This is a genomic window from Yinghuangia sp. YIM S09857 (assembly GCF_051388915.1).
Lineage (GTDB): Bacteria > Actinomycetota > Actinomycetes > Streptomycetales > Streptomycetaceae > Yinghuangia.
This window is the reverse complement of the sequence record NZ_JBPKBH010000003.1, coordinates 370,477-391,950: the sequence shown is the minus strand read 5'-3', so window position 1 is coordinate 391,950 and position 21,474 is coordinate 370,477. Positions and strand designations below refer to the sequence as shown.

Annotated in this window: 18 protein-coding genes and 1 tRNA gene; 11 read left to right on the top strand and 8 right to left on the bottom strand. The window is 71.4% G+C overall.

The window, feature by feature from the left end:
• Positions 1–3 precede the first annotated feature (3 nt).
• Both ACRX5S_RS07690 and ACRX5S_RS07685 read right to left on the bottom strand, forming a co-directional pair.
• Positions 4–546, bottom strand: coding sequence for an FHA domain-containing protein FhaB/FipA (locus ACRX5S_RS07690; RefSeq protein WP_436772018.1), 543 nt, complete (start codon positions 544–546; stop codon positions 4–6).
• A gap of 10 nt (positions 547–556) precedes the next feature.
• Positions 557–1,471, bottom strand: a complete 915-nt coding sequence (locus ACRX5S_RS07685) for an FhaA domain-containing protein (RefSeq protein ID WP_436772017.1) — start codon at positions 1,469–1,471, stop codon at positions 557–559.
• A 502-nt stretch (positions 1,472–1,973) separates the two neighbouring features.
• On the opposite strand from ACRX5S_RS07685, the gene ACRX5S_RS07680 reads away from it, so the two are divergent.
• Positions 1,974–2,057: transfer RNA gene (locus ACRX5S_RS07680), tRNA-Leu, on the top strand.
• Between the two features lie 132 nt (positions 2,058–2,189).
• On the opposite strand, the gene ACRX5S_RS07675 is transcribed toward ACRX5S_RS07680, so the two are convergent.
• A complete protein-coding gene (locus tag ACRX5S_RS07675; RefSeq protein ID WP_436772016.1) occupies positions 2,190–3,062 on the bottom strand; it encodes an alpha/beta fold hydrolase in 873 nt (290 codons plus the stop codon).
• Positions 3,063–3,236: 174 nt separating this feature from the next.
• On the opposite strand from ACRX5S_RS07675, the gene ACRX5S_RS07670 reads away from it, so the two are divergent.
• Positions 3,237–4,034: a rhomboid-like protein gene (locus ACRX5S_RS07670; RefSeq protein ID WP_436772015.1), complete on the top strand. Its 798-nt coding sequence runs from the start codon at positions 3,237–3,239 to the stop codon at positions 4,032–4,034.
• Positions 4,035–4,056: 22 nt separating this feature from the next.
• Here ACRX5S_RS07670 and ACRX5S_RS07665 read toward each other — a convergent pair whose 3' ends face one another.
• Positions 4,057–4,554 carry a rhodanese-like domain-containing protein gene (locus ACRX5S_RS07665; protein ID WP_436772014.1) on the bottom strand — a complete coding sequence of 166 codons (498 nt, stop codon included), beginning with the start codon at positions 4,552–4,554 and terminating at the stop codon, positions 4,057–4,059.
• Between the two features lie 137 nt (positions 4,555–4,691).
• On the opposite strand from ACRX5S_RS07665, the gene ACRX5S_RS07660 reads away from it, so the two are divergent.
• The gene (locus tag ACRX5S_RS07660) at positions 4,692–5,696 is read left to right on the top strand and encodes a helix-turn-helix domain-containing protein (RefSeq protein WP_436772013.1); all 1,005 of its coding nucleotides are present in this window, start codon (positions 4,692–4,694) and stop codon (positions 5,694–5,696) included.
• 90 nt (positions 5,697–5,786) lie between these two features.
• Here the strand turns inward: ACRX5S_RS07660 and ACRX5S_RS07655 are convergent, their stop codons facing one another.
• Complete coding sequence (locus ACRX5S_RS07655; RefSeq protein WP_436772012.1) at positions 5,787–6,866, bottom strand: LAETG motif-containing sortase-dependent surface protein; 1,080 nt, start codon at positions 6,864–6,866, stop codon at positions 5,787–5,789.
• 523 nt (positions 6,867–7,389) lie between these two features.
• Here ACRX5S_RS07655 and ACRX5S_RS07650 point away from each other — a divergent pair.
• A complete protein-coding gene (locus ACRX5S_RS07650) occupies positions 7,390–8,781 on the top strand; it encodes a DUF2252 domain-containing protein (protein WP_436772011.1) in 1,392 nt (463 codons plus the stop codon).
• Positions 8,782–8,812: 31 nt separating this feature from the next.
• Here the strand turns inward: ACRX5S_RS07650 and ACRX5S_RS07645 are convergent, their stop codons facing one another.
• Positions 8,813–12,454: a hydantoinase B/oxoprolinase family protein gene (locus ACRX5S_RS07645; protein ID WP_436772010.1), complete on the bottom strand. Its 3,642-nt coding sequence runs from the start codon at positions 12,452–12,454 to the stop codon at positions 8,813–8,815.
• 255 nt (positions 12,455–12,709) lie between these two features.
• Positions 12,710–13,303 (bottom strand): TetR/AcrR family transcriptional regulator, encoded by a 594-nt coding sequence (locus tag ACRX5S_RS07640; RefSeq protein WP_436772009.1) that lies wholly within the window; start codon positions 13,301–13,303, stop codon positions 12,710–12,712.
• A gap of 228 nt (positions 13,304–13,531) precedes the next feature.
• Between ACRX5S_RS07640 and ACRX5S_RS07635 the strand changes: the two genes are divergently transcribed.
• Together ACRX5S_RS07635 and ACRX5S_RS07630 are read left to right on the top strand one after the other, a co-directional pair.
• A complete protein-coding gene (locus ACRX5S_RS07635) occupies positions 13,532–14,314 on the top strand; it encodes a hypothetical protein (protein ID WP_436772008.1) in 783 nt (260 codons plus the stop codon).
• 366 nt (positions 14,315–14,680) lie between these two features.
• Positions 14,681–15,010, top strand: a complete 330-nt coding sequence (locus ACRX5S_RS07630; RefSeq protein ID WP_436772007.1) for a rhodanese-like domain-containing protein — start codon at positions 14,681–14,683, stop codon at positions 15,008–15,010.
• Between the two features lies 1 nt (position 15,011).
• On the opposite strand, the gene ACRX5S_RS07625 is transcribed toward ACRX5S_RS07630, so the two are convergent.
• A complete protein-coding gene (locus ACRX5S_RS07625) occupies positions 15,012–15,728 on the bottom strand; it encodes a PaaI family thioesterase (protein ID WP_436772006.1) in 717 nt (238 codons plus the stop codon).
• 169 nt (positions 15,729–15,897) lie between these two features.
• On the opposite strand from ACRX5S_RS07625, the gene ACRX5S_RS07620 reads away from it, so the two are divergent.
• From ACRX5S_RS07620 to ACRX5S_RS07600, 5 genes are all read left to right on the top strand, one after another.
• On the top strand, positions 15,898–17,544 hold the full coding sequence (locus ACRX5S_RS07620; RefSeq protein ID WP_436772005.1) for an AMP-binding protein: 1,647 nt from the start codon (positions 15,898–15,900) through the stop codon (positions 17,542–17,544).
• A 143-nt stretch (positions 17,545–17,687) separates the two neighbouring features.
• Positions 17,688–18,428, top strand: a complete 741-nt coding sequence (locus ACRX5S_RS07615; RefSeq protein WP_436772004.1) for a DUF5819 family protein — start codon at positions 17,688–17,690, stop codon at positions 18,426–18,428.
• Positions 18,415–19,773 (top strand): HTTM domain-containing protein, encoded by a 1,359-nt coding sequence (locus ACRX5S_RS07610; RefSeq protein ID WP_436772003.1) that lies wholly within the window; start codon positions 18,415–18,417, stop codon positions 19,771–19,773. Before ACRX5S_RS07615 ends, ACRX5S_RS07610 begins: the two co-directional genes overlap by 14 nt.
• Positions 19,770–20,429: a TrmH family RNA methyltransferase gene (locus ACRX5S_RS07605; protein ID WP_436772002.1), complete on the top strand. Its 660-nt coding sequence runs from the start codon at positions 19,770–19,772 to the stop codon at positions 20,427–20,429. Before ACRX5S_RS07610 ends, ACRX5S_RS07605 begins: the two co-directional genes overlap by 4 nt.
• Positions 20,430–20,433: 4 nt before the next feature.
• Positions 20,434–21,405: an NTP transferase domain-containing protein gene (locus ACRX5S_RS07600; protein WP_436772001.1), complete on the top strand. Its 972-nt coding sequence runs from the start codon at positions 20,434–20,436 to the stop codon at positions 21,403–21,405.
• The last annotated feature ends 69 nt before the right edge of the window (positions 21,406–21,474 follow it).

The window sequence follows — 21,474 nt, the reverse complement described above, 5'->3', positions numbered from 1 at the left end:
AGGCTACCTGCGCAGCTCGATAACGGTCTTGCCGATGCGGATCGGCGCTCCGAGGGGAACGGGGGTGGGGCCGGTCAAGCGCGTGCGGTCCAGGTAGGTGCCGTTGGTGGACCCGAGGTCCTCGACGATCCAGGTGCCGTCGGGAGCCGGGTAGATGCGGGCGTGCCGGCTCGACGCGTAGTCGTCGTCGAGCACGATGGTCGAGTCGTGGGCCCGGCCGATGGTGATCTGCTGTTCCGTCAGATTCATCGTGGTGCCGGTCAACGAGCCGCCCGTGATGACGAGCTTGGACGGTGCGTTGCGCTGCGGCTGGGCCGCTCCGCGGCGCGGGCCGCGGGCTTGCGGGGGAGGCGCCTGCTGGGCGACCGGTGGAGGCACCGCGGCGGCGGCGTTGGCCGGGACGGCGGAGTTGCGCCGCCGCATGGGCCGTTGGGTCACGCGCGTGCCGAACAGATCGCTGCGGATCACCTGGACCGCGACGATGACGAACAGCCACAGCACGGCGAGGAAACCCAGCCGCATGACGGTGAGGGTCAGCTCAGACATGCGCCCGATGTCACCCCTCGGTTTGACGGAACACGACAGTGGTACTGCCCAGCACGATCCTCGACCCGTCGCGGAGGGCGGCACGCTGGCAGTGCTGCCCGTCCACGACGATCCCGTTCGTCGAACCGAGGTCGGCGATCGACGGCGGTGGGCCGATCCTGATCTCGGCGTGGTGCCGCGACACGCTCGGGTCGTCGACCCGTACGTCCGCGTCGGTGCTCCGGCCCAGTTTCACGACCGGGGCGGTGATCTCGTGGCGCATCCCGTTGACCTCGACCCAACTGCGCAGCACCGGCGGGCGGTACGGCGCGGGCGCCTGACCGGGCGGGGGGCCCGGCGGCTTGGGCGGCAGGCCGGCGCCGTGTCCCATGGGTGGGCCCGGCGGCATGCCCCCCGCCTGCGGGTAGGCAGGCGGGGTGTGGTGGAACTGCGGTGCGGGGCCCTGCGGCGGATGGCCGGGCGAACCGTACTGCTGCTCCACGGGATAGTGCGGTTGCGCGGGAGACGCTACCGGTCCCGGCGGCCCGTACCCAGGGGAACCCTGGGACTGGCTGCCGGCCAGTGCCTGGCTGCGCACCCGGTAGAGGCCGGTGTCGAGGTCGTCGGCCTGCTCGAAGTGCACCTCGACGGGGCCGATGAAGGAGTAGCGCTGCTGCTGCGCGTAGTCGCGCACCATGGTGGAGAGCTCCGCGCCGAGTTGCTGCGCGTACGGGCTCAGCCGCTCGTAGTCGTGCGAGCCGAGCTCGACCACGAAGTCGTTCGGCACCATCGTGCGGTCACGGTTCCAGATGGTCGCGTTGCTGTCGCACTCGCGCTTGAGCGCGCTGGCGATCTCGACCGGCTGGACGTCCGACTTGAACGCCTTGGCGAAGGCGCCGTTGACCAGGCCCTCAAGTCGTTGCTCGAACTTCTTCAGGACACCCATGGGCACCTCCTTCCTTCAAGCGTCGCCGTCGTCGCCCGGGGCACGGGCGTGCCCGGACCGGCGCACCGGCCCGGACCAGTCCTACAGTCAGCTCACTGATCGTATCCACGCTCGGGAAACGGGCATGGTTCCCCGTCATGGTCACTGTAGGGAGTGTTGGCCCTCACAGGGATTCCTACACCCCCAGCCCCTCGTCCTGGCTCTCCTGGCTCGCTTGTCTCAGTTGTTGGTGTGACCAGGTGCGTCTACCCCGCCGACACGCCCTCCTATCCGGACGGCGCAGGTCAAGCATGCCGGAGTCGCGGGGGCGGCGGGGATGGCCCCGGCGAAACCGGGGGCGATCCGGTCCACCGAAGCACACCCCGGGGCGACACCGGACGGGGACCCCCGGCGGCGGAGGTGCGTTCTGTACCTGTCCGCACGATTTGGGTGTGGCCCATGCCACCAGCGGGTAATGATTCGAGTCGGCCGCGGCATCCGTGCTAATCTTCAATCGTTGCTCGCGCGGGTGGCGGAATAGGCAGACGCGCTGGATTCAGGTTCCAGTGCCCGAAAGGGCGTGGGGGTTCAACTCCCCCCTCGCGCACCGAGCAAGAGGCCCACCGGTCATGGACCGGTGGGCCTCTTCCGTGTGTCCAGATGGTGCGGGCCGGGGCCGGCGTGGACGGGGTCGGGTGCGGCCTGCGTTGGGGTGACCCGGGTCGGGTGCGGGACGTGCTCAGGCGCGGGCGTCGAGGAACGCGGCGATGAGCGGGGCGATTTCGGGGAGCTTGTCCTCCAGCGCGAAGTGGCCGGTGTCGAGGACGTGGAGTTCGGCGTCGGGCAGGTCGCGGAGGTAGGCGCGGGCGCCGGGCTCGGGGAAGAAGGGGTCGTTGCGGCCCCAGACGATGAGTGTCGGCGGGCGGTGGGTGCGCAGCCATTCCTGCCAGACCGGATAGAGCGCCAAGTTGCTGTGGTAGTCGAGGGCGAGGGCGACCTGCACGGCGTCGCGGCCGGGGAGGTCGAGGAAGTGCTGGTCGGCGGTCCACCCGTCGGGGGCGACGAGCTCGGGGTCGGCGGTGCCACCCTCGTACTGCGAGCGGGTGACGGGGAGGGTGAGGAGCCCGCGTACGGCTTCCTCGGCGCCGGGGGTGCCGGGGCGGTGGGCGGTCATCTCGCGGGCCGCGTCCGAGAGTCCTTCGAGGTACGCGTTGCCGTTCTGCACGATCAGGCCCTCGATCCACTCCGGGTGCCGGGTGGCGATGCGGAAGCCGACCGGGGCGCCGAAGTCGAAGGCGTAGAGGGAGAAGCGGTCGAGCCCGATGGCCAGTAGGAACTTCTCGGTGACGTCGGCGAGGGCGTCGAAGGTGTAGGTGAAGGACGCGGCGTCCGGGGCGTCGCTGTGTCCGAAGCCGGGGTAGTCCGGCGCCACCAGGTGGTAGTCGGCCCCGAGCGCGTCGAACAGTCGGGCGAACTGCCTTGAACTGGACGGGAATCCGTGCAGCAGGAGCAGAGTGGGCGCGTCCGTCGGCCCGGTCTCGCGGTAGAAGACGCGCAGGCCGTCGACGTCGATGTGGCGGTGGCGGACCTGGGGCAGGGCGAGGGCGGGCACGGCGGACCTCCGGTTGGGCGGGTGCGGTACGCCATGAATGCTAATGGATTAACTCTCTTCTTTCCATTAGTTCGAGAGATCGTGTGTGGTTGGTGGTGGCGTGCAGGTTGAGCGTGTTGTGGTGATTAATATCTGTTTGCCCTGATTGTTTGGTGCCAGGTTGGGAGGACGTGCGTGGCCGCCGTTGTCGTCGTGGTTGCGCTGTTCGTCCTCTGGTATCTGCTGCGGGGCCTTGCCGGGTTCTGGGCCCCGGCGGCGGATGCGGTGGGGTTGCTGTCCCCCTGGACCGTGCGCCTGCGCGCGTGGGTGCTGTCCGCGCCGGCGACGTTCACGTACATCGTGTTGTTCACGGCGGGCACCTTCGTGCAGAAGACCGCGCCCCCGAAACTGATCGACCTGCTGACGCGCGTGGACAGCACCAATCTGTGGCGGCTGTCGGACGACCCCGCGACGGTGCTGGTCACCAGCGCGCTGTGGGTCGCCGACGAGGGCTCGGGGCTCGCCCTGTACGCAGCGGTGTTCGGGACGGTTGTCGCGTGGGCTGAACGCCGCTACGGCACACCGCGGTTGATGCTGATCGCGATCAGCGCACACGTGCTGGGCTCGCTCTGCACCGCGCGCGTCGAGCGATGGGCGATCGACAGCGGGCGGGCGCCGCACACGCTGGTGCTCGCCACGGATGTCGGGGTCAGTTACATGATGGTCGGCAGTTGCGCGGCCGCGGTTTTGGTCATGCGAGGTCCGGTGCGCTGGGCGGGGGTCGCGGCGCTGGTCGTCACGGTCGCGGTGCCGGTGTTCGTGAGCCGGACCATCTGGGACCTGGGGCATTTGCTCGCGACTGCGTTCGGTCTGGCGACGGCTGCTTTGGCGCTGTTGGCGGCCCCGCCGCGGAAGCCGCCTCCGCTGACCGAGCCTTGGGCGGCTGCGGTGGCGGTGGGCGGGAAGGCGGTGGGGGAGTCGGCCGTACGGTGAACCCTCGGTGGCGAGCGCGGCGTCAGCAGGCGCAGGAGACGCCGGAGACGGGGGCGGTGAGCGGGTCGGGCGCGGTGCGGGACGTGCCGCTCGCAGACTCGACCTCGAAGCCCTCGCGCGCCCAGTACTCGAAGCCGCCGATCATCTCCTTCACGGAATAGCCGAGCCGGGCGAACGCGAGCGCGGCCTTCGTCGCGCCGTTGCACCCGGGGCCCCAGCAGTACGCCACGACCGTCACGTCGCTCTCCGGCCCCCCGGCCAACTCCGATGCGAGCTCCGCGATGCGCGCGGTCGGGATGTGTACCGCGCCCGGGACGTGGCCCTGGTCCCAGGCCACCCGGCTGCGTGTGTCGACGACGACGATGCCGGGCGCGCCGGACGCCAAGTCGGCGTGCACGTCGGAGACGTCGGTCTCGAAGGCGAGGCGCGCGGCGAAGTGGGCGGCGGCGACGGCGGGTGGGGCGGCGGGTACGGCGGTCGTGGCAGCGCTCGTGGTGGTGGGCAGGGTCTGTGCGGTCATGTCAGGGCTCCTGAGGCGACGTGTGTTCGGCGGTCGGCCTGGTCGTACGGGGCGTCTCCGGCCGACGGGAAGATCCTCGCCGGTCGGCCCGTGCCTTCGACAGTGGCGCCGACGACCATCACCGCTAAGATCCCGCCATGTCCCCGACCGACCTTCCGACCCCCGTCCTCGGCCCCGACGCGCACTGCGGGACCGTCGCCACGCTCGCCTTCGAGGGCATGGCCCCGTTCGAGATGAGCTCTGTGGTCGAGATCTTCGGGATGGCGCGGCCCGAACTGGGCGTCCCCTGGTACCGGTTGTCCGTGTGCGGCGAGACGCGCGACCCCATGCGCGTCGTCGGCGGCTTCTCGATCACCGTCGACCACGGTCTCGACGAGTTGGCGGCGGCGGACACGGTGATCATCACGGCGGTGCCGGACGTACGCGGAGACGTCTCGCCCGCGCTCGTCGACGCGCTGCGCGCGGCGCGGGCGAGGGGCGCACGCGTGGTCTCGATCTGCTCCGGCGCGTTCGCCCTGGCCGCCGCCGGACTCCTCGACGGCCGGGTGGCCACGACGCACTGGAGGTACGCGGACCTCCTCGCCGAGCGCTACCCGCGCGTGCGCGTCGACCCCGACGTCCTCTATGTCGACGGCGACGACATCCTCACCAGCGCCGGCAGCGCGGCCGGCCTCGACCTCTGCCTCCACCTGGTGCGCAAGGACCACGGCGCCCGGGTGGCCAACGCGGTGGCCCGCCGCCTGGTCGTGCCGCCGCACCGCGAGGGCGGGCAGGCGCAGTTCATCCGGGCGGCGGTCGGCGAGGTGGACGCGGACGACGGCATCGGCCGCTCGATGGCGTGGGCGCTGGAGCACCTCGCCGAGCCGATCACGGTCGCCGACCTCGCGGCCCGCGCGCACCTGTCGCAGCGCACGTACCTGCGCAAGTTCTCCGCGCAGACGGGCACCAGCCCGGTGCGCTGGGTCCTAGCGCAGCGCGTCGCGGCGAGTCTGAGCCTGCTGGAGGACACCGCGGCGTCGATCGAAGAGGTGGGTGCCGCAGTGGGGTTCGAGAGCCCGGTGACGTTCCGGCACCACTTCGGACGGGCGATGGGGACGTCCCCGTCGGCGTACCGCCGCACGTTCCGCACCACCGTCGCCTGACGGCCGCCCGCCCCGGACCACGCGGAGGCCGCCGCCCCGTTGTGGGACGACGGCCTCTCGGCGGCGTGCGTGCGGCGGACCCGCGGCGGGTCAGACCGCCTGGGTGCCGGCGCGGCGCTTGCGTGCGTACAGGGCGACACCGCCGCCGACCAGCAGCAGGCCCGCGGCACCGGCCGCGATGAGCGTGGTGCCGTCGTCGTTTCCGCCGGTCTCGGCGAGCTCCGGGCCGGCGTCCGGCTGCGGCGACGCGGGGCCGGACGGCGTGACCGGCGGAACCGGCTTCGCGGAGTCGGTCGGTTGGGCCGGGTCGGTGGGCTTGGTGGGCGGCGTCGAGGTCGACGGCTGCGGGCTCGGCGTCGTCGGCTTGACGTCGAACGCGGTCTCCATGACCACGCCCTCGTTGTCGTACTTGTTGCGGTCGGTGGCGCCGGTGCCGGTGAAGTCCACGACGAACGCCTGGCGCTTGCCGGAGATGGTCGCCGGGATGACGAGCTTCTCCTCCTCGCCCTTCCCGGCGGACGAACCGTTCGACGGGCAGGTCAGCTTGGTGTCGCTGACCTTCTGGCAGCCCTGCGGGGCGCCGTCGAAGCGCACGCCCTCCTGCGCGGTGATGGTGGCCTGCGCGGTGGCGTACGCGTCCGGCCCGTCGTTGCGCAGCACGACCGGGATGCCGTCCTTGACCTTGCCGGTCGACGGGTCGTACTCGAACCACGAGACGCTCGACCCGGGCGGCGCGGTGACCTGGAGGTCGCCCAGCTTCGCGGGCTTCGGCGCGACGGTGAAGCGGCCTTCGCCGGTGCCGTCCTTCGACTTGGCGGAGAACGTGACCGCCTTGCCCGCCTTGGAGTCCGCGGTGAGCTGGAGGAAGACCTCGAACCTGCCGTTCTTCGGCGTGCAGTCGAGCAGGTTGCGGCCCGGCGACGTGCAGTCGGGGGAGTAGACCCGCTCCCCCGCGACGCCTTCGGCGATCGCGAACTCGATCCGCACGGTCGCGTCGGTCTTGGTCGCGAACTCGACCTTGCCGGTGGTCCCGGCGGCGATGGTGGTCGGCGCGCTCACCTTGATCTCGCCCGCGGCGGACGCCGACGGCGCGAAGGCGAAGGGTGCGAGAACGAGCGCACCGCCGACGGCGGTGAGCGTGGCTATCCGCCGGTTGGTGGAGAGGTGCATGGAGTTGTGGGCTCCCAAATTGAGTACTTCCGCGCGCAAATGGTTCGGGGACGCGGCGGGCCTTAAATGGCTATCACGCACCGATCAGGCCAAATGTCCCAGGCACGTAACAGTCCCTCTCATAAGCCGCCTCCCGCCAACCTCTCCACGCTCCCCGGACATTCGGCCGGGTGTCGGCGGCCGGGTTGCTCAGAGGTGTCGGGCCGGGTCGGCGATGCTGCGGAAGAGGGCGGCGATTTCGTCGTCGGGCATGCAGCCGGAACAGGCTTACAGGCCCCTCTTGGCCGTGCGAGAACGTGTGCGCGAGCGCGTCGAACGCCGTCGCCGTCAAACCCTCCCCACGCTGAGCGTCCGAGCTACTCCACAACGTCGCGAGGTTGGCGCGCCCGCGCACCCCGCGGAGGGCGTTCCGGAAATGTCCGGGGCAGTCCTGGTGCGGACTGTGTACGGGCCGGTGGTTGGGGCGGGTAGACGGGGTAGCTTCGGGGCGGGCTGTCGGTGGGTGGGAATTGGAGGTCTGGGGATGGGGATCGAGGGGGCGGTTGTGGAGGGACGCGAGTTCGGGGTGCCGGGGTTTCGGGGGCGGGGGGACCTGGGGGCTCGGGAGCGGGGGAAGGCGCTGCGGAAGGTGGTTTCGCGGGCGCTGCACGATCGGTTTGTGGTGGCGACGGATCGGCCGGCGGTGGTGGACGTGGTCGAGCGGTCGAATGTGGGGCGGCTGCCGGAGTTGGTGCCGTTGCGGACAGGGCGCATGGTGGCCACACCGTTTGCGTTTTTGCGGGGGTCGGCGGGGTTGATGGCGGCCGATTTGGTGGAGACGCCGTCGACCGGGGTGCACGCGCGGATCTGTGGTGACTCGCATGCGGGCAACTTCGGGCTCTATGGGAGCTCGGACGGCCGCCTGTGCATGGACGTGAACGACTTCGACGAGACGGTGCCCGGGCCCTGGGAGTGGGACCTGAAGCGGCTGGCGGCCAGTCTGGTGGTTGCGGGGCGTGTGGGCGGGGCGTCGGAGGCGGTGTGCCGCGAGGCGGCGCATGACGCGGCGGAGGCGTACCGGCGTACGCTCGCGCTGCTCGCCGGGATGCCGGTGCTTCAGGCGTGGCAGGCGATCGCGGACGAGTCGCTGGTGTGGCATGCGGAGGCGCACGATCTGACCGGCCATCTGCAACAGGTGTCGGCCAAGGCGCGGCGCAACACCAGTGACCGTTTCGCGGCGCGTTCGACGGTCGAACTTGCGGACGGGCGCCGTCGGTTCGTACCCGATCCGCCTGTTCTTACGCTGGTCTCGGACGAGACGGCGGAGGCGGTCGCGCTGTCGCTCGCGGGGTACGTGCAGACGCTGTCGCCGGACCGCCGCCCGATGTTCGAGCGGTTCGTGGTGGAGGACGTCGCCTTCCGGGTGGTGGGCACGGGCAGTGTCGGGCTGCGCGCGTACGTGGTCATGCTGGAGGGCAGTGGGGACGAGCCGCTGGTGTTGCAGGTGAAGGAGGCACGGCGGTCCGCGCTCGCGCCGTACTTGGGGATCGGGGACGCCGAACACGAGGGCCGCCGCGTGGTCTTCGGGCAGAAGGTGATGCAGGCGGTGACCGACACCCTGCTGGGGTGGACCACGGTCGACGGTCGGCACTTCATGGTCCGGCAGTTCCGCAACATGAAGGGCAGCATCGACGCGAGCACGCTGCCTGCCGAGCAACTCGACGACTACGCGCGGATGACCGGCGCGTTGCTGGCCCGCGCGCACAGCCACTCGGTGGATCCGAAGCTGCTCGCCGGGTATTGCGGCAAGGGCGGCAAGCTGGACGAGGCGATAGCGGCGTTCGCGGTCGCGTACGCGGATCAGACCGAGCGCGACCACGCCGAACTCGTGGCCGCGGTGAAGTCGGGGGTGCTGCCTGCGGAGACGGGGGTGTAGCCGCGCGGCGTGGCCGGGACTGTCCGCGCCGTCAGGAACGGTCCGATTCGCCGTACCCTCCCCCACCCGGGGTTTCGATCACCAGGACATCGTCGGCTGCGACTTCGGCCACGTCGCAGCCGGACATCACGACCGTCTCGCCGTCCGCCCGGAGGATCCGGTTCCGGCCCAGCGCCCCCGGTCTGCCGCCCGCCATGCCGTACGGGGGCACGCGGCGGTGGCCCGAGAGCGTGCACACGGTCATGGGTTCGAGGAACCGGATGCGCCGCACGGCCCCGTCGCCGCCGCGGGTCCGGCCCGCGCCGCCGCTGCCGTGCCGTACGGCGAACTCCTCCAGGAGCACCGGGAACCGCCACTCCAGGACCTCGGGGTCGGTGAGCCGCGAGTTGGTCATGTGCGTCTGGACCACCGAGGCACCGGCGAAGCCGTCCCCCGCACCCGACCCCGAGCCGACCGTCTCGTAGTACTGGTGGTTCTCGTTGCCGAAGGTGATGTTGTTCATCGTGCCGGAGCCCTCGGCCTGCACGCCCATCGCGGCGTACAGGGCACCGGTGACCGCCTGCGAGGTCTCGACGTTCCCGGCGACGACCGCGGCCGGGTAGTCGGGCGCGAGCATCGAGCCGTCGGGGATCACGATGCTCAGGGGGCGCAGGCAGCCTTCGTTGAGGGGGATTTCATCGGCGACGAGGGTTCGGAAGACGTACAGGACCGCGGCGGACACGACCGATGAGGGGGCGTTGAGATTGGTGGTCAATTGCGGTGACGTACCCGTGAAGTCCACGGTCGCGGAGCGGTTGGCGCGGTCGACGGTGACCCGGACGGAGATCACGGCACCGGAATCGGTCTCGTAGGTGTAGGCGCCGTCGTCGAGAGCGTCGATGACGCGGCGTACTGCTTCCTCGGCGTTGTCCTGCACGTGGCGCATGTAGGCCTGCACGACGTCTAGCCCGAAGTGGTCGATCATGCGGCCGACTTCCTCGACGCCCTTGGCATTGGCCGCGACCTGGGCGCGCAGGTCGGCGAGGTTCGCCTGCGGGTTCCGCGATGGGTGGTCGGCCTCGGCCAGCAGGCGGAGGGTTTCCTCCTCGCGGAATCTGCCGCCGTCGACGAGCAGCCAGTTGTCGAGCAGTACGCCCTCTTCGTGGATGGTGCGGCTGTCCGCCGGCATCGAGCCCGGCGTGATGCCGCCGATTTCGGCGTGATGGCCGCGGGCGGCGACGAAGAAGAGGATGCGCGGCGCCCCGTCGGGCCCGTCGGTTTTCGCCGCGGGCCGGACGGAGGCGACCGAGGTGTCGAACACCGGGGTGATGACGGTGACGTCCGGCAGGTGGGTGCCGCCGTGGAAGGGGTCGTTGACCGCGTAGACGTCGCCGGGCGCGATGTCTGTGCGCCGACGCACGATCTCCTTGACCGACCGCCCCATCGAGCCGAGGTGCACCGGGATGTGCGGTGCGTTGGCGATGAGGTTGCCGTCCGGGTCGAACAACGCGCAGGAGAAGTCCAGGCGTTCGCGGATGTTGACGGACTGCGCGGTGGATTCGAGTGCGCTGCCCATCTGTTCGGCGATCGACATGAACAGGTTGTTGAAGATCTCCAGCATGACCGGGTCGGCCGCGGTTCCGGCGTCGGATTCGGCGCGGCTCGCCGCGCGTTCGACCAGCAGGTGTCCTTCCGCCCCGAGCGTCGCACGCCAGCCGTCGTCGACCACGGTGGTGGAGTTGGGGTCGGAGATGATCGCGGGGCCGGTGACGGTGGTGCCAGGGGTCATGTGCCGGCGTCGGTGCAGCGGGGCCTCGCGCCAGGCTCCGGCGGAGTACATGCGGACGCGCACCGTGTCGGAGGTCGGCGCGGCCTCGTCGTCGAGGCCGCGCAGATCGGGCTGGTCGGTCAGGCCTGTTGCCTCGACCGAGACCGACTCCACGATGAGCTGACGGTCCATCAAGAAGGAGTAGGTGCGCTTGTGTACGGCCTCGAAGGCGCTCGCCACGGCCTCTGGTCCGGCCAGTTCCACGGCGAGGGCGGTGTCGGTGCCGTCGTAGCGCACGTGTGCGCGGCGGGTCACGCGGATGCGTTCCACCGGTACGCCCTCGTCGAGCAGTTCGCTACGGGCGGCGGCTTCGAGGCGGTCGGCGGTCGCGACGACCGTCGGCAGGTTCGCGTCGGACAGCGGCGCCTCGACGGAGTGCTCACGCATCACCGTGGTGTCCGCCAGGCCGATGCCAAGCGCGGACAGCACGCCGGCCATCGGCGGAACGAGCACGGTGCGGATGCCGAGCGAGTCGGCGAGCGCGCAGGCGTGCTGTCCGCCCGCGCCGCCGAAGGTGGTGAGCACGTACTCGCCGACATCGTGGCCCTTCTCCACCGAGATGCGCTTGACCGCGTTGGCGGTGTTGGCCACTGCGACGCGCAGGAACCCTTCCGCGACCTCTTCCGGTGTGCGGTCGTCGCCCGTGGCGGCGCGGATCTCGGCGGCGAGCGAGGTGAAGCGCCGATGTACTTCGTCGGCATCGAGCGGCTGGTCGCCGCCCGGGCCGAACACGTTGGGGAAGTGCGCGGGTTGCACGCGGCCGAGCAGCACGTTGGCGTCAGTGACCGTCAGTGGCCCGCCGTTGCGGTAGCAGGCGGGGCCCGGGTCGGCGCCCGCGGACTCGGGGCCGACGCGGTAGCGGCGGCCGTCGAAGTGGAGGATCGAGCCGCCGCCCGCGGCGACGGTGTCGATGGCGAGCATGGGGGAGCGCAGGCGCACGCCGGCGATGAGTGTGTGGAAGACCCGCTCGTACTGGCCCGTGTAGTGCGACACGTCGGTGGACGTGCCCCCCATGTCGAATCCGATGACCTTGTCGAACCCGGCCCGTTCCGACATTCGGGCCATGCCCACGATGCCGCCCGCGGGACCGGACAGGACCGCGTCCTTGCCGCGGAAGTGGCCGGCTTCGGCGAGTCCGCCGTTGGACTGCATGAACATCAGCGGTACGCCGGGCAGTTGGTCCGCGACCTGCGAGACGTAGCGTCGCAGCACGGGCGACAGATAGGCGTCGACCACCGTGGTGTCGCCGCGCGGCACCACCTTCATCAGCGGGCTGACCTCGCTGGACAACGAGACCTGCGGGAACCCCGCCTCCTCGGCGAGCGCGCCGATCGCGCGTTCGTGGTCGGGGTGGAGGTGGCTGTGCAGGCAGACCACCGCGACGGAGCGGATCCCGTCGGCGTACGCGGCGCGCAGTTGCACGGCGAGCGTTTCGAGGTCGGGGGCGCGTAGCACGGTCCCGTCGGCGGCCATGCGTTCGTCTGTCTCGATCACCCGCTCGTACAGCGCCTCGGGCAGCACGATGTGCCGGTCGAAGATGCGCGGCCGGTTCTGGTATGCGATCCGAAGCGCGTCGCCGAACCCGCGGGTGATCACCAGCGCGGTGCGTGCGCCCTTGCGTTCGAGCAGGGCGTTGGTGGCCACGGTGGTGCCCATGCGGACCTGCTCGACCAGTTCGGGCGTGACCGGCTCGTCGTCGACGAGGCCGAGCAGCGCTCGGATACCCGCCACCGCGGCGTCCCGGTAGTGGCCGGGGTTCTCGGACAGCAGCTTGTGGGTGACGAGGCGGCCGTCCGGCCGCCGCGCGACGATGTCGGTGAAGGTGCCGCCGCGGTCCACCCAGAACTGCCAAGCCCGACCGGTCACGTCGCCTCCTGTCGTTGCGCCCGGTGCCATCCTGCTGCATCGGGGGCGCATCATCGGCGTGTCGGAACCGCGTCCGTGGACCGCGGCGATTCGTTCGCCCGCGGAGCGGAACCGTGGTGGAGAGCGCTGGGAGTTGTTGGCCCCGCCACCGCGGGCCCTCGGTCGATCCGTGCGTCGTCCCTGGTCGCCCCGACGACCGGCTCCGTTCCACGGAGTTGACGGATCCGGTCCTCAGGGTGTCGCGTGGAAAGCCGCTCAGCCCTGCGGTTGTTTCACCGCGGCTATGGACTGGCGGGTGAACTCGACCAGGTGATCCCGGCGGCGGGCCTGGGCTTGCTCGGATTCCGTCTCGGTGCCCAGGATGATCCGTGCCATCTGGGGCATCGTGGACTGCCACGCGGCAACCCCGATCAGCGAGAACAGGAGCTGCGCCACATCGGGGGTGGGCTGGACGCCGAGTTGCTCGGCGAACTCCTGGAGCTTGACGGCGTAGCTCGTGGCCCGCCGCTCCTCGTCGGGGATGGGCTCGTGGCCGTAGTACAGGGCCTCCCACAAGAGCAGCCGGAGCAGCTCGGGGCGGGCGCAGTAGAAGTCGTAGATCTGCGCGACGTACTCGGCCGGGTCGTCACTGGACATCGTGACGACCGCGGTCAGCTCTTGCAGCGACTCACTGAGGACGTGCTGGAACAGTTGCTCCTTGTTTCCGAAATACGCATAAATGCGCTCCTTGTTCACCCCAGCGCGCAGGGCGATGCGGTCGACGCGGGCACCGGCGATGCCGTGCTCGGCAAACTCCGCTCGGGCGGCGTCGAGAAGTTTGGCTCGGGTACGTGCGGTGTCGGGCGGCATGGCTGGATCTTATCCCCTCTAGCCAACTGCTTGGTTGGATCGACTGGCCAGGGACGGCCCGACCATGCTGCCCTAACGCTTAGGCTGGCGTGGGCTGTTGTAGGGGATTTGATCTTCTCGACAGCTAACAAGTTTGTTCCAGGGGGGCCTGGAATACATCCAGCGGGCCTTCCAGGCGGGGTGGCAGCCCTGCCGCGCGGCCGTGTTCGACACCGGAAGAGGGCTTGAATGGACGAGGGCAACGCACCGGCGATCTGGTCGGATCCGCAGGTGGCGGCCCTGGAGGCGCAGGTTGCGGCGGTCGAGGCCGGGCTTTTGGACGCCGAGGTGGACGTCGCGACGTTGCGCGTCGAACTGGACAATCTGGCGATCGTGCATCATCGGCGGCTCGGACCGCTGTACGAGCGCCTCGACGAACTCGACGCGCTGGTCGCGGAAGCGGTCGCGGCCCGGAGCCGCGACGCGGAGGACATCCGGCGGGCGCTGGAGGCGCGGGCGGTCGTCGACCCGATGCCGGACCTCGACGAGCTGATGGACGCCTTCGCTGCCGAGACGGGTGCGGCGCCGGAGGTCGAGGTGCGGCGGGTGAAGCCGAGCGACGAGGCCCGGCGCCTCTACCGCGAACTCGCCCGGCGGGCGCACCCGGACCTCGCCCAGGACGCCGCCGAGAAGGAGCGGCGCGGGGACTTCATCGCCCGCGTCAACGCCGCGTACTCGGCCGGTGACGTGGCGGCTCTCATGGCCCTGGACGACGAGTGGGCGGCCGGACCGGGCGCGGCGCCGGAGGTGGCGCCGCCGGACCGGATGGAGTGGCTGCGCGGCCGCCTGGCGCTGCTGACGAGCCGTCAGCAGCAGTTGGCCGCGGAGCGGGAGGCGCTGTTGGAGAGCCCGATGGGGCAGCTCCTCGCGCTGGCCCCGGAAGATCCTGACGGGCTGCTGGAGCACCTGGCCGAGCAGCTTCTCACGCGCATCGACGAGCGCGAGAAAGAACTCGCGGCGCTGCTGGGATAGTTGCTGGGGTAATTGCCATATTTTGTCGCCATTGACCGATGAATTTCGGTCAATTGGGGCCGGCCCGGTCCGGCCGGATGGGCGTCGGCCGGACCGCCCCGGGTCGGCGGGCTGATCGGTGATCAGCGGGTGTTCCGATGAGTCACACGATCTACCGTGATTCAGGGCATATCAATCATCGGGCGCGCGTGTTGCCCGACGAACCCCGTTCACCACACGCCAGTTGAGCCGTTAGAGGGCGACACGGCCCCGGCCATCGCAACAACTGCGACCCCGGAGGCCCGCCGACCGATGAGCCGCCCTCGCGATGGCGGAGAATGGGCGGCGGTTCCCGTCACCCCACCCCCACCACCCCACGGAGTACCGATGCACCAGCCGCTTCCGGCCGTCGGCGCCGCCGAAGTTCCTGTCGACGCGTTTGTGCTCGACGTCCGCGAGGACGGCGAGTGGCTTGCGGGACACGTCGCCGACGCCTTGCACATCCCGATGGGCACGCTGGTCGGGCGTGTGGACGAGGTGCCGCAGGAGAAGCGCGTGTACGTGATGTGCCGAGTCGGCGGGCGCTCCGGGCAGGTCACCGCGTACCTCGTGCAGCGCGGCTGGGACGCGGTCAACATCGACGGCGGGATGCTCGCCTGGGAGGCGGCCGGGCGTCCGATGGTGTCGGAGACCGGCACGCCGCCCTACGTGGCGTAGCTCACGCCATTTCGTCCCCGGGTGCGCGGTCGGTCACGAACACGGCCGTCGCCTCGGCGGTCACGACCTCGCCGACGCGGAGTTCCGCCGTCACGAACGTCTTGCGGCCCTCGCGGCGCAGGAAGCGCGCGGCCACGTCCAGCGGCACGTCGTACGGCGTCCCCTTGCGGAACCGGATGTCCAGCCCCGCCGTGAAGCCCGCCGGCCCGCTCACCGACGCCGCGACGCCCAGCACCTGGTCGAGCACCGTCGCGACCACGCCCCCGTGCGCGCGTCCCGGCGGGCCGCCGTGCTGCGCGGTGAGGGTGACCCGCGCCAGGATCTCGACGGGTTCGCGCACCTCGCCCGGCTCGACCGGGTCCGGCAGGTTCAGGTACTCGACACGCGGCGCCTGCGGGTTGAGGCGTCCCGAGCCCGCCTGCGACAGGTGCTCGTAGCGGCCGTTCTCGTGGCGCACGAGCTGCACGACCGCGTCCTTGGGCCGCTGCGCGGCCGTGAGCAGTGCGGTGGCCTCGGCGACGTGCGCGCTCGCCGCGGCCCGCGCCGCGGCGTCGACATCGGTCAGGACGACCGCCTCGACCAGGTCCCGCACCTGTTCCACCAGCACGAAGGCCTCGGCCGGGATGTCCGCGATGTCGGGCATCTCGGCACCCAGCATCGCCGCCAGCGTGGACGCCGACGGCCCCGACAGGGCCGGTGCCTGGGGGTCCGGGCTCATGCCGCCACCTCGCCGTGCCGGGCGGCCGCATACGCGAAACGCACCTCCGGATGGATCCGCTCGCTCATGCGTGCTCCTCGTGCGGGCTGACGCGTGTCAGTTGACAGTGTCAATGATGCGGACAGAATTCATCTGACGGTGTATCAGGAATCCGGCGGAGGAGCACATCATGGTCACGATCGCCGAATTGGTTCACGCCCAGGTGGGCGACGACCGCGTCGGCCTGATGTACGAGGACCGGGTCTGGACGCACGACCAGGTCGCCCGGGCCGCCGCCGCCCGCGCCGCCCTCATCGCCGACCGGCTCCCCGCGGGCGCCGCACCGCACGTCGGCGTCCTGCTCGACAACGTGCCCGAGTTCCCCATGTGGCTGGAGGGCATCGCGGTCGCCGGAGGGACGCTGGTCGGCGTCAACTCCACCCGCCGCGGCGCCGAACTCGCGCGCGACATCACGCACGCCGACTGCTCGTTCATCGTCACCGAGCGTGCCCATCTGCCGCTCCTCGACGACCTCGACCTGGGCATTCCGGCGGAACGCATCCTCGTCGTCGACGACCCGGCGTACGACGACGTCCTGGCGCCCTACGCCGACGCCGCGCTGCCCGGCACCGAGATCGACGCGGGCGAGCGCCTGCTGATCGTCTTCACCTCCGGCTCCACCGGCGCGCCGAAGGGCGTCATCTGCTCGCAGGGCCGCCTCGCGGGCGCCGGGACCGCGCTCGCCACGCAGTTCGGTTTCGACGAGGACGGCGTCCACTACATCTGCATGCCGATGTTCCACGGCAATGCGCTCATGGCCAACTGGGCGCCGGCCATGCGGGCGCGGAGCGCGGTCGCGCTGCGCCGCAAGTTCTCGGCGTCCGGGTTCCTTGAGGACGTTCGGCGCTACGGCGCCACGTACACGACCTACGTGGGACGCGCGATCTCGTACATCCTCGCCACCCCCGAGCAGCCCGACGACGCCGACAACACGCTGCGCAACGCCTTCGGCACCGAGGCCGGGACCGTCGACATGCAGCGCTTCGAGAAGCGCTTCGGCACCAAGCTCACCGAGGGCTACGGCAGCTCCGAGGGCGGCATGAGCGTCAACTGGCAGCCGGGGACGCCGGACCGGGCCGTCGGCCCCTGCCCGCCCGAGGCCGCGCTGCTCGACCCGGCCACCGGACGCGAGTGCGCGCGCGCCGTCTTCGACGCCCAGGGGCGCCTGGTGAACGGCGACGAGGCGATCGGGGAGCTGGTCAACCTGGGCCGCAACGGCTTCGAGGGCTACTGGCGCAACGACGACGCCAACGCCGCCCGTACGCGCGACGGGCAGTACTGGACCGGCGACTTCTTCTACCGCGACGACGCCGGGTACCTGTACTTCGCGGCCCGTTCGGACGACAAGCTCCGCGTCGACAGCGAGAACCTGTCGGTCGCCACCATCGAGAACATCCTGTCGCGGCACGAGCCCGTGGAGGCGGTCGTCGTGTACGGCGTCCCCGACCCGGTCGCCGGGGACCAGGTGATGGCCGCGGTGCAACTGCGCCCGGGCACGTCGTTCGACCCGGAGGCGTTCTCGGCGTTCCTCGCCGGGCAGGAGGACCTCGGCACCAAGATGGCGCCGCGCTTCGTACGCCTCGCCGAGCGCATCCCGGTGACCGCGACCAACAAGGTCAACAAGGTCGGGCTGCGGCGCGAGGGCTTCCGCACCGACGAGCCGGTGTGGTGGGCCCCCGAGCGCGGGGCCGCGTACCGCGAGTTCTCCGCCGACGACCGCGCCGCGCTGCTCGGTGTGTACGCGGCCCACGGCCGCGAGGGCGCGCTGGACCTGTAGGGGCCCGTGCGGGCCGCCGCGCCACCGGGGACTTCACGGACGACGTGTGACCTGGCAACGTGTCGGCGATCCGGCGGCCCGAAGGCGCCCTTTCCCGGCGCGGACCCGGTAGCGTGCGGCTGCCGCCAAAGTACGGGAGGGCCATGCCCGCACAGGAGACCTCGGTGGCCGGAAGCGGTCCGGACGCCGATCCGGACGCCGGTCAGGCCGTGGATCCGGCCGTCGGCCGGGCCGACGGCGCGCCGCCGCCCGGCAAGCCCGCGGTCGACCCCGAGGACCCCGGCGCGCGCTCGCCGCGCGTCCAGCTCGTCGCGGCCCTGATCGCCGTCGTGCTGGTCGTCGGCGCCGGATTCCACCTGCTCTTCGTCGGCCTGCACGTGGCCCCGGACAACCAGGCGTCGCGCAAGTACTCGGAGGACATCAGGGGGTGGATCAACCCCCTGTTCGAGCAGAACTGGCGGCTGTTCGCGCCGGACATCCTCGCGGTCAACCACCGGGTCAACGCGCGCGTGCAGTACCGCGCGGCGGACGGCACCGTGACCGAGTCGGACTGGACGGACCTGAGCGGCGACGACATCGCGCACATCCAGGGCAACCCGTTCCCCAGCAAGGCCGACCAGAACCTGCTGCGCCGCGCGTGGGACTTCTACATGGACTCGCACAACTCCGACGAGAGCGCCGCGGACAACCGCGCCGACCTCTCCGAGGAGTACCTGCGCAGGATCGTGGTCAAGCGCTTCCAGGCGGCCGGACGCGCGGACGGGATCGTCGCGGTGCAGGTACGCGTGGTGTCCACCGCGATCACGCCCCCGGGCGCCGCGCCGACGCAGCCGACCGTACGCGAACTGGGCTGGTGGGAGACGAAGCACGATGACTTCCGTTGACCCGGCGGCCGGGCGCGTCCCGGCCCCCACGACGCCGGCGGACGGCGTTCACGACGAATCGCGCGACGAATCGCACGGCGCGTCGACCGCAGAACCGACCGACGTCCCCGTGCCCGTCGGGCACGCGGAAAGCGACGGTACGGGCGGACGTCCCGACACCGCGGCCTCCGCCGCACCGAAGCCCGCCCCGGCGCGCCTGCCGCTCGACGTGCGCCTCGCCGAAGGCCTTCTGGCCCTCCTCGGCCGCATTACCGGACGCCCGCGCGGCCTTTACCAGGCGGCCCTGCTGCGCATCGGCTTCGGCAGCGTCTTCCTCGCCTCGCTGCTGCGCGAGTTCCTCAACCGGCGCGAGATCTGGGGCGACCAGTCGCCCTGGTCGCCGGACATGGCCCGCAGGCTGCTCAGCGGCATCGACGGCGTCAGCATCCTGCTGGTGCGCGACGAACGCTGGTGGTTCGAGCTGATGTTCGCGGTCGCGGTGCTCGCGACCACGTTGTTCGTGCTGGGCTGGCACACGCGGGCCATGAGCGTGCTCTTCTGCGTCATGGTCGTGTCCTTCAACAGCCGTTCGCTGCTCATGACCGACAGCGGCGACACCGTGCTGCTGCTGATGTCCTTCTACTTGATGTTCACGGCCTGCGGGCGCGTGTGGTCCCTCGACGCGCGCCGCGAACGCCGGACCGGGCAGTCGCGCTCGCCCGGGCCCGGCCACGAATGGGGCGTCTTCGTCGCGCTGTTCGCGGTGGTCGCCGCCGGACTGCTGCTGCCCTGGTGGGCGTCGGTGCTCGGTGCGGTGGTCGTGCTCGCCGGGATGTGGCGCCTGCCGCTCGAACTCGAACAAGTGCGCGCGGCCCTGGTCGCCGCGATGCACCACTGCGCGCTCTTCGTCATCGCCGCCCAGGTGTGCGTCGTGTATGCCGCCGCCGGCCTGTACAAGGTGCAGGGCAAGACCTGGCAGGACGGCACCGCCATGCACTACGCGCTCAATCTGGAGTACTTCCAGCCCTTCCCGGGGCTGTCCGGGATCGTGGACGGCGGCGAGCTGTGGGGGACGGCGCTGGCCTACCTGACCGTCTTCACCCAGGTCGGGTTCGCGTTCCTGGTGTTCGCCAAGCGCGCGAAGTACACCGTCATCGCGATCATGGTCGGCATGCACCTCGGCATCGCCGTGCTGCTGGGCCTCCCGGCCTTCTCCGCGGCCATGGCGCTGGGCGACCTGGTGTTCCTGCCCACGGCGTTCCTGCTGTTCGCGGCGGCGTGGGGCGGCCGGGCCGTGCGGTGGACGGGCGGGCGGCTGCGCGGGCGCCCCGACGCGGAGGGCGCCCCGCGTACCCTCGACGCGTGACCGACGACCAGACCGACCCGTACGACCCCGCACGCGAGGTGGGCGTCGGCCCGCATCCGCTCCCGTGGCCCGACGACCCGCGGTACGACCCGGCGCTGCTGGCCGACGGGGACCGGCGCAATGTCGTCGACCGCTACCGCTATTGGACTCACGAGGCGATCGTGGCCGACCTGGACACGCGTCGGCACGACTTCCACATCGCGATCGAGAACTGGCGGCACGACTTCAACATCGGGTCGGTCGTACGCACCGCCAACGCCTTCCTCGCCCGCGAGGTGCACATCGTCGGCAAGCGCCGCTGGAACCGGCGCGGCGCGATGGTGACCGACCGGTACCAGCACGTGCGGCACCACCCCGGTGTCTCCGAGCTGGCGGAGTGGGCGAAGACCGAGGACCTGCCGATCATCGGCATCGACAACCTGCCGGGCGCGGTCCCGCTGGAGACCACCGCGCTGCCGCGGCGCTGCGTCCTGCTCTTCGGCCAGGAGGGTCCCGGACTGACCGACGAGGCGTGGGCCGCCTCGTCGCGGGTGTGCTCGATCGCGCAGTTCGGCTCGACGCGCTCGATCAACGCGGGGGCCGCGGCGGCGATCGCGATGCACACCTGGGTGGTGCGGCACGTCGCGCCCGAGGACCTGCCGCCGAGCGGGGTGTGAGCACGTGACGGGCGCCGCCGCGGAACGGACAGGGGCCGGGCCGGGTGCCGGGGACAATGCCGGGACCGGTCCCGACACCCGTCCTCGGAACCAGCCCGCTTCCCAGCCCTCCTTCGACGCCGTCGTCCTCGCCGGCGGAGCCGCGCGGCGCCTCGGCGGGCGCGACAAGCCCGCGCTGCGGGTGGGCGGACGCACGCTCCTCGATCGCGCGGTCGCGGCCTGCGCCGGGGCGGGCCGCGTGATCGCGGTGGGCCCGGAGCGTACGACCGCCGCTGACGTGCGCTGGCTGCGCGAGGACCCGCCGGGCGGCGGGCCGGTCGCGGCCGTGGCGGCCGGGCTGGCCGCCGTCGAGGCGCCGTACGTCCTGTTGCTCGCGGCCGATCTCCCGTTCGTGACCCGCGAGGTGACGGGCCGTCTGCTGGACGCGCTGGTGCGCGCCGCGGAAGGCCCGGGGCCGCGGCCCGACGGCGTGCTGCTCGTCGACGCGGACGGCCGCGACCAGCCGCTGCTGGCCGCGTACCGGACCGAGGCCCTGCGGGCCGCGCTGGCCGCGGTCGGCGAGCCGCACGGCGCCGCGCTGCGCCGGATGCTCACGCCGCTGGCCCTGGAGCGGGCGGCGGACGCCGAAGGAGCCGCGTTCGACTGCGACACCTGGCCTCAAGTACGGGCCGCGAGAGACCGTTCGGGGAGGATGGAAGACGTGCTGGAGGACTGGATCGAGGCCGTGAAGGCCGAACTGGGTGTCGAACTCGACGTCGACGTCGCCGCGCTGCTGGACATGACCAAGGTCGCGGCGCACAACGTCGTGCGTCCGGCGGCGCCGCTCACCGCGTTCCTGGTCGGGTACGCGGCGGCGCGGGCGGGCGGCGGCGAGGCCGCGGTCGCCGAGGCGCTGCGCAAGGCGGAGGCGCTGGCGGCGGCGTACGAGCGTCCCGACCAAGGCGGATCGGACGCCGGCAGGGGCACCGCGCCGTGAGCGGGAGAACTGCCCAGGGTACGCGCGCCGTGGTCGCGGCCGCCGGGGGAAGCGAGGGTGCGGCATGAG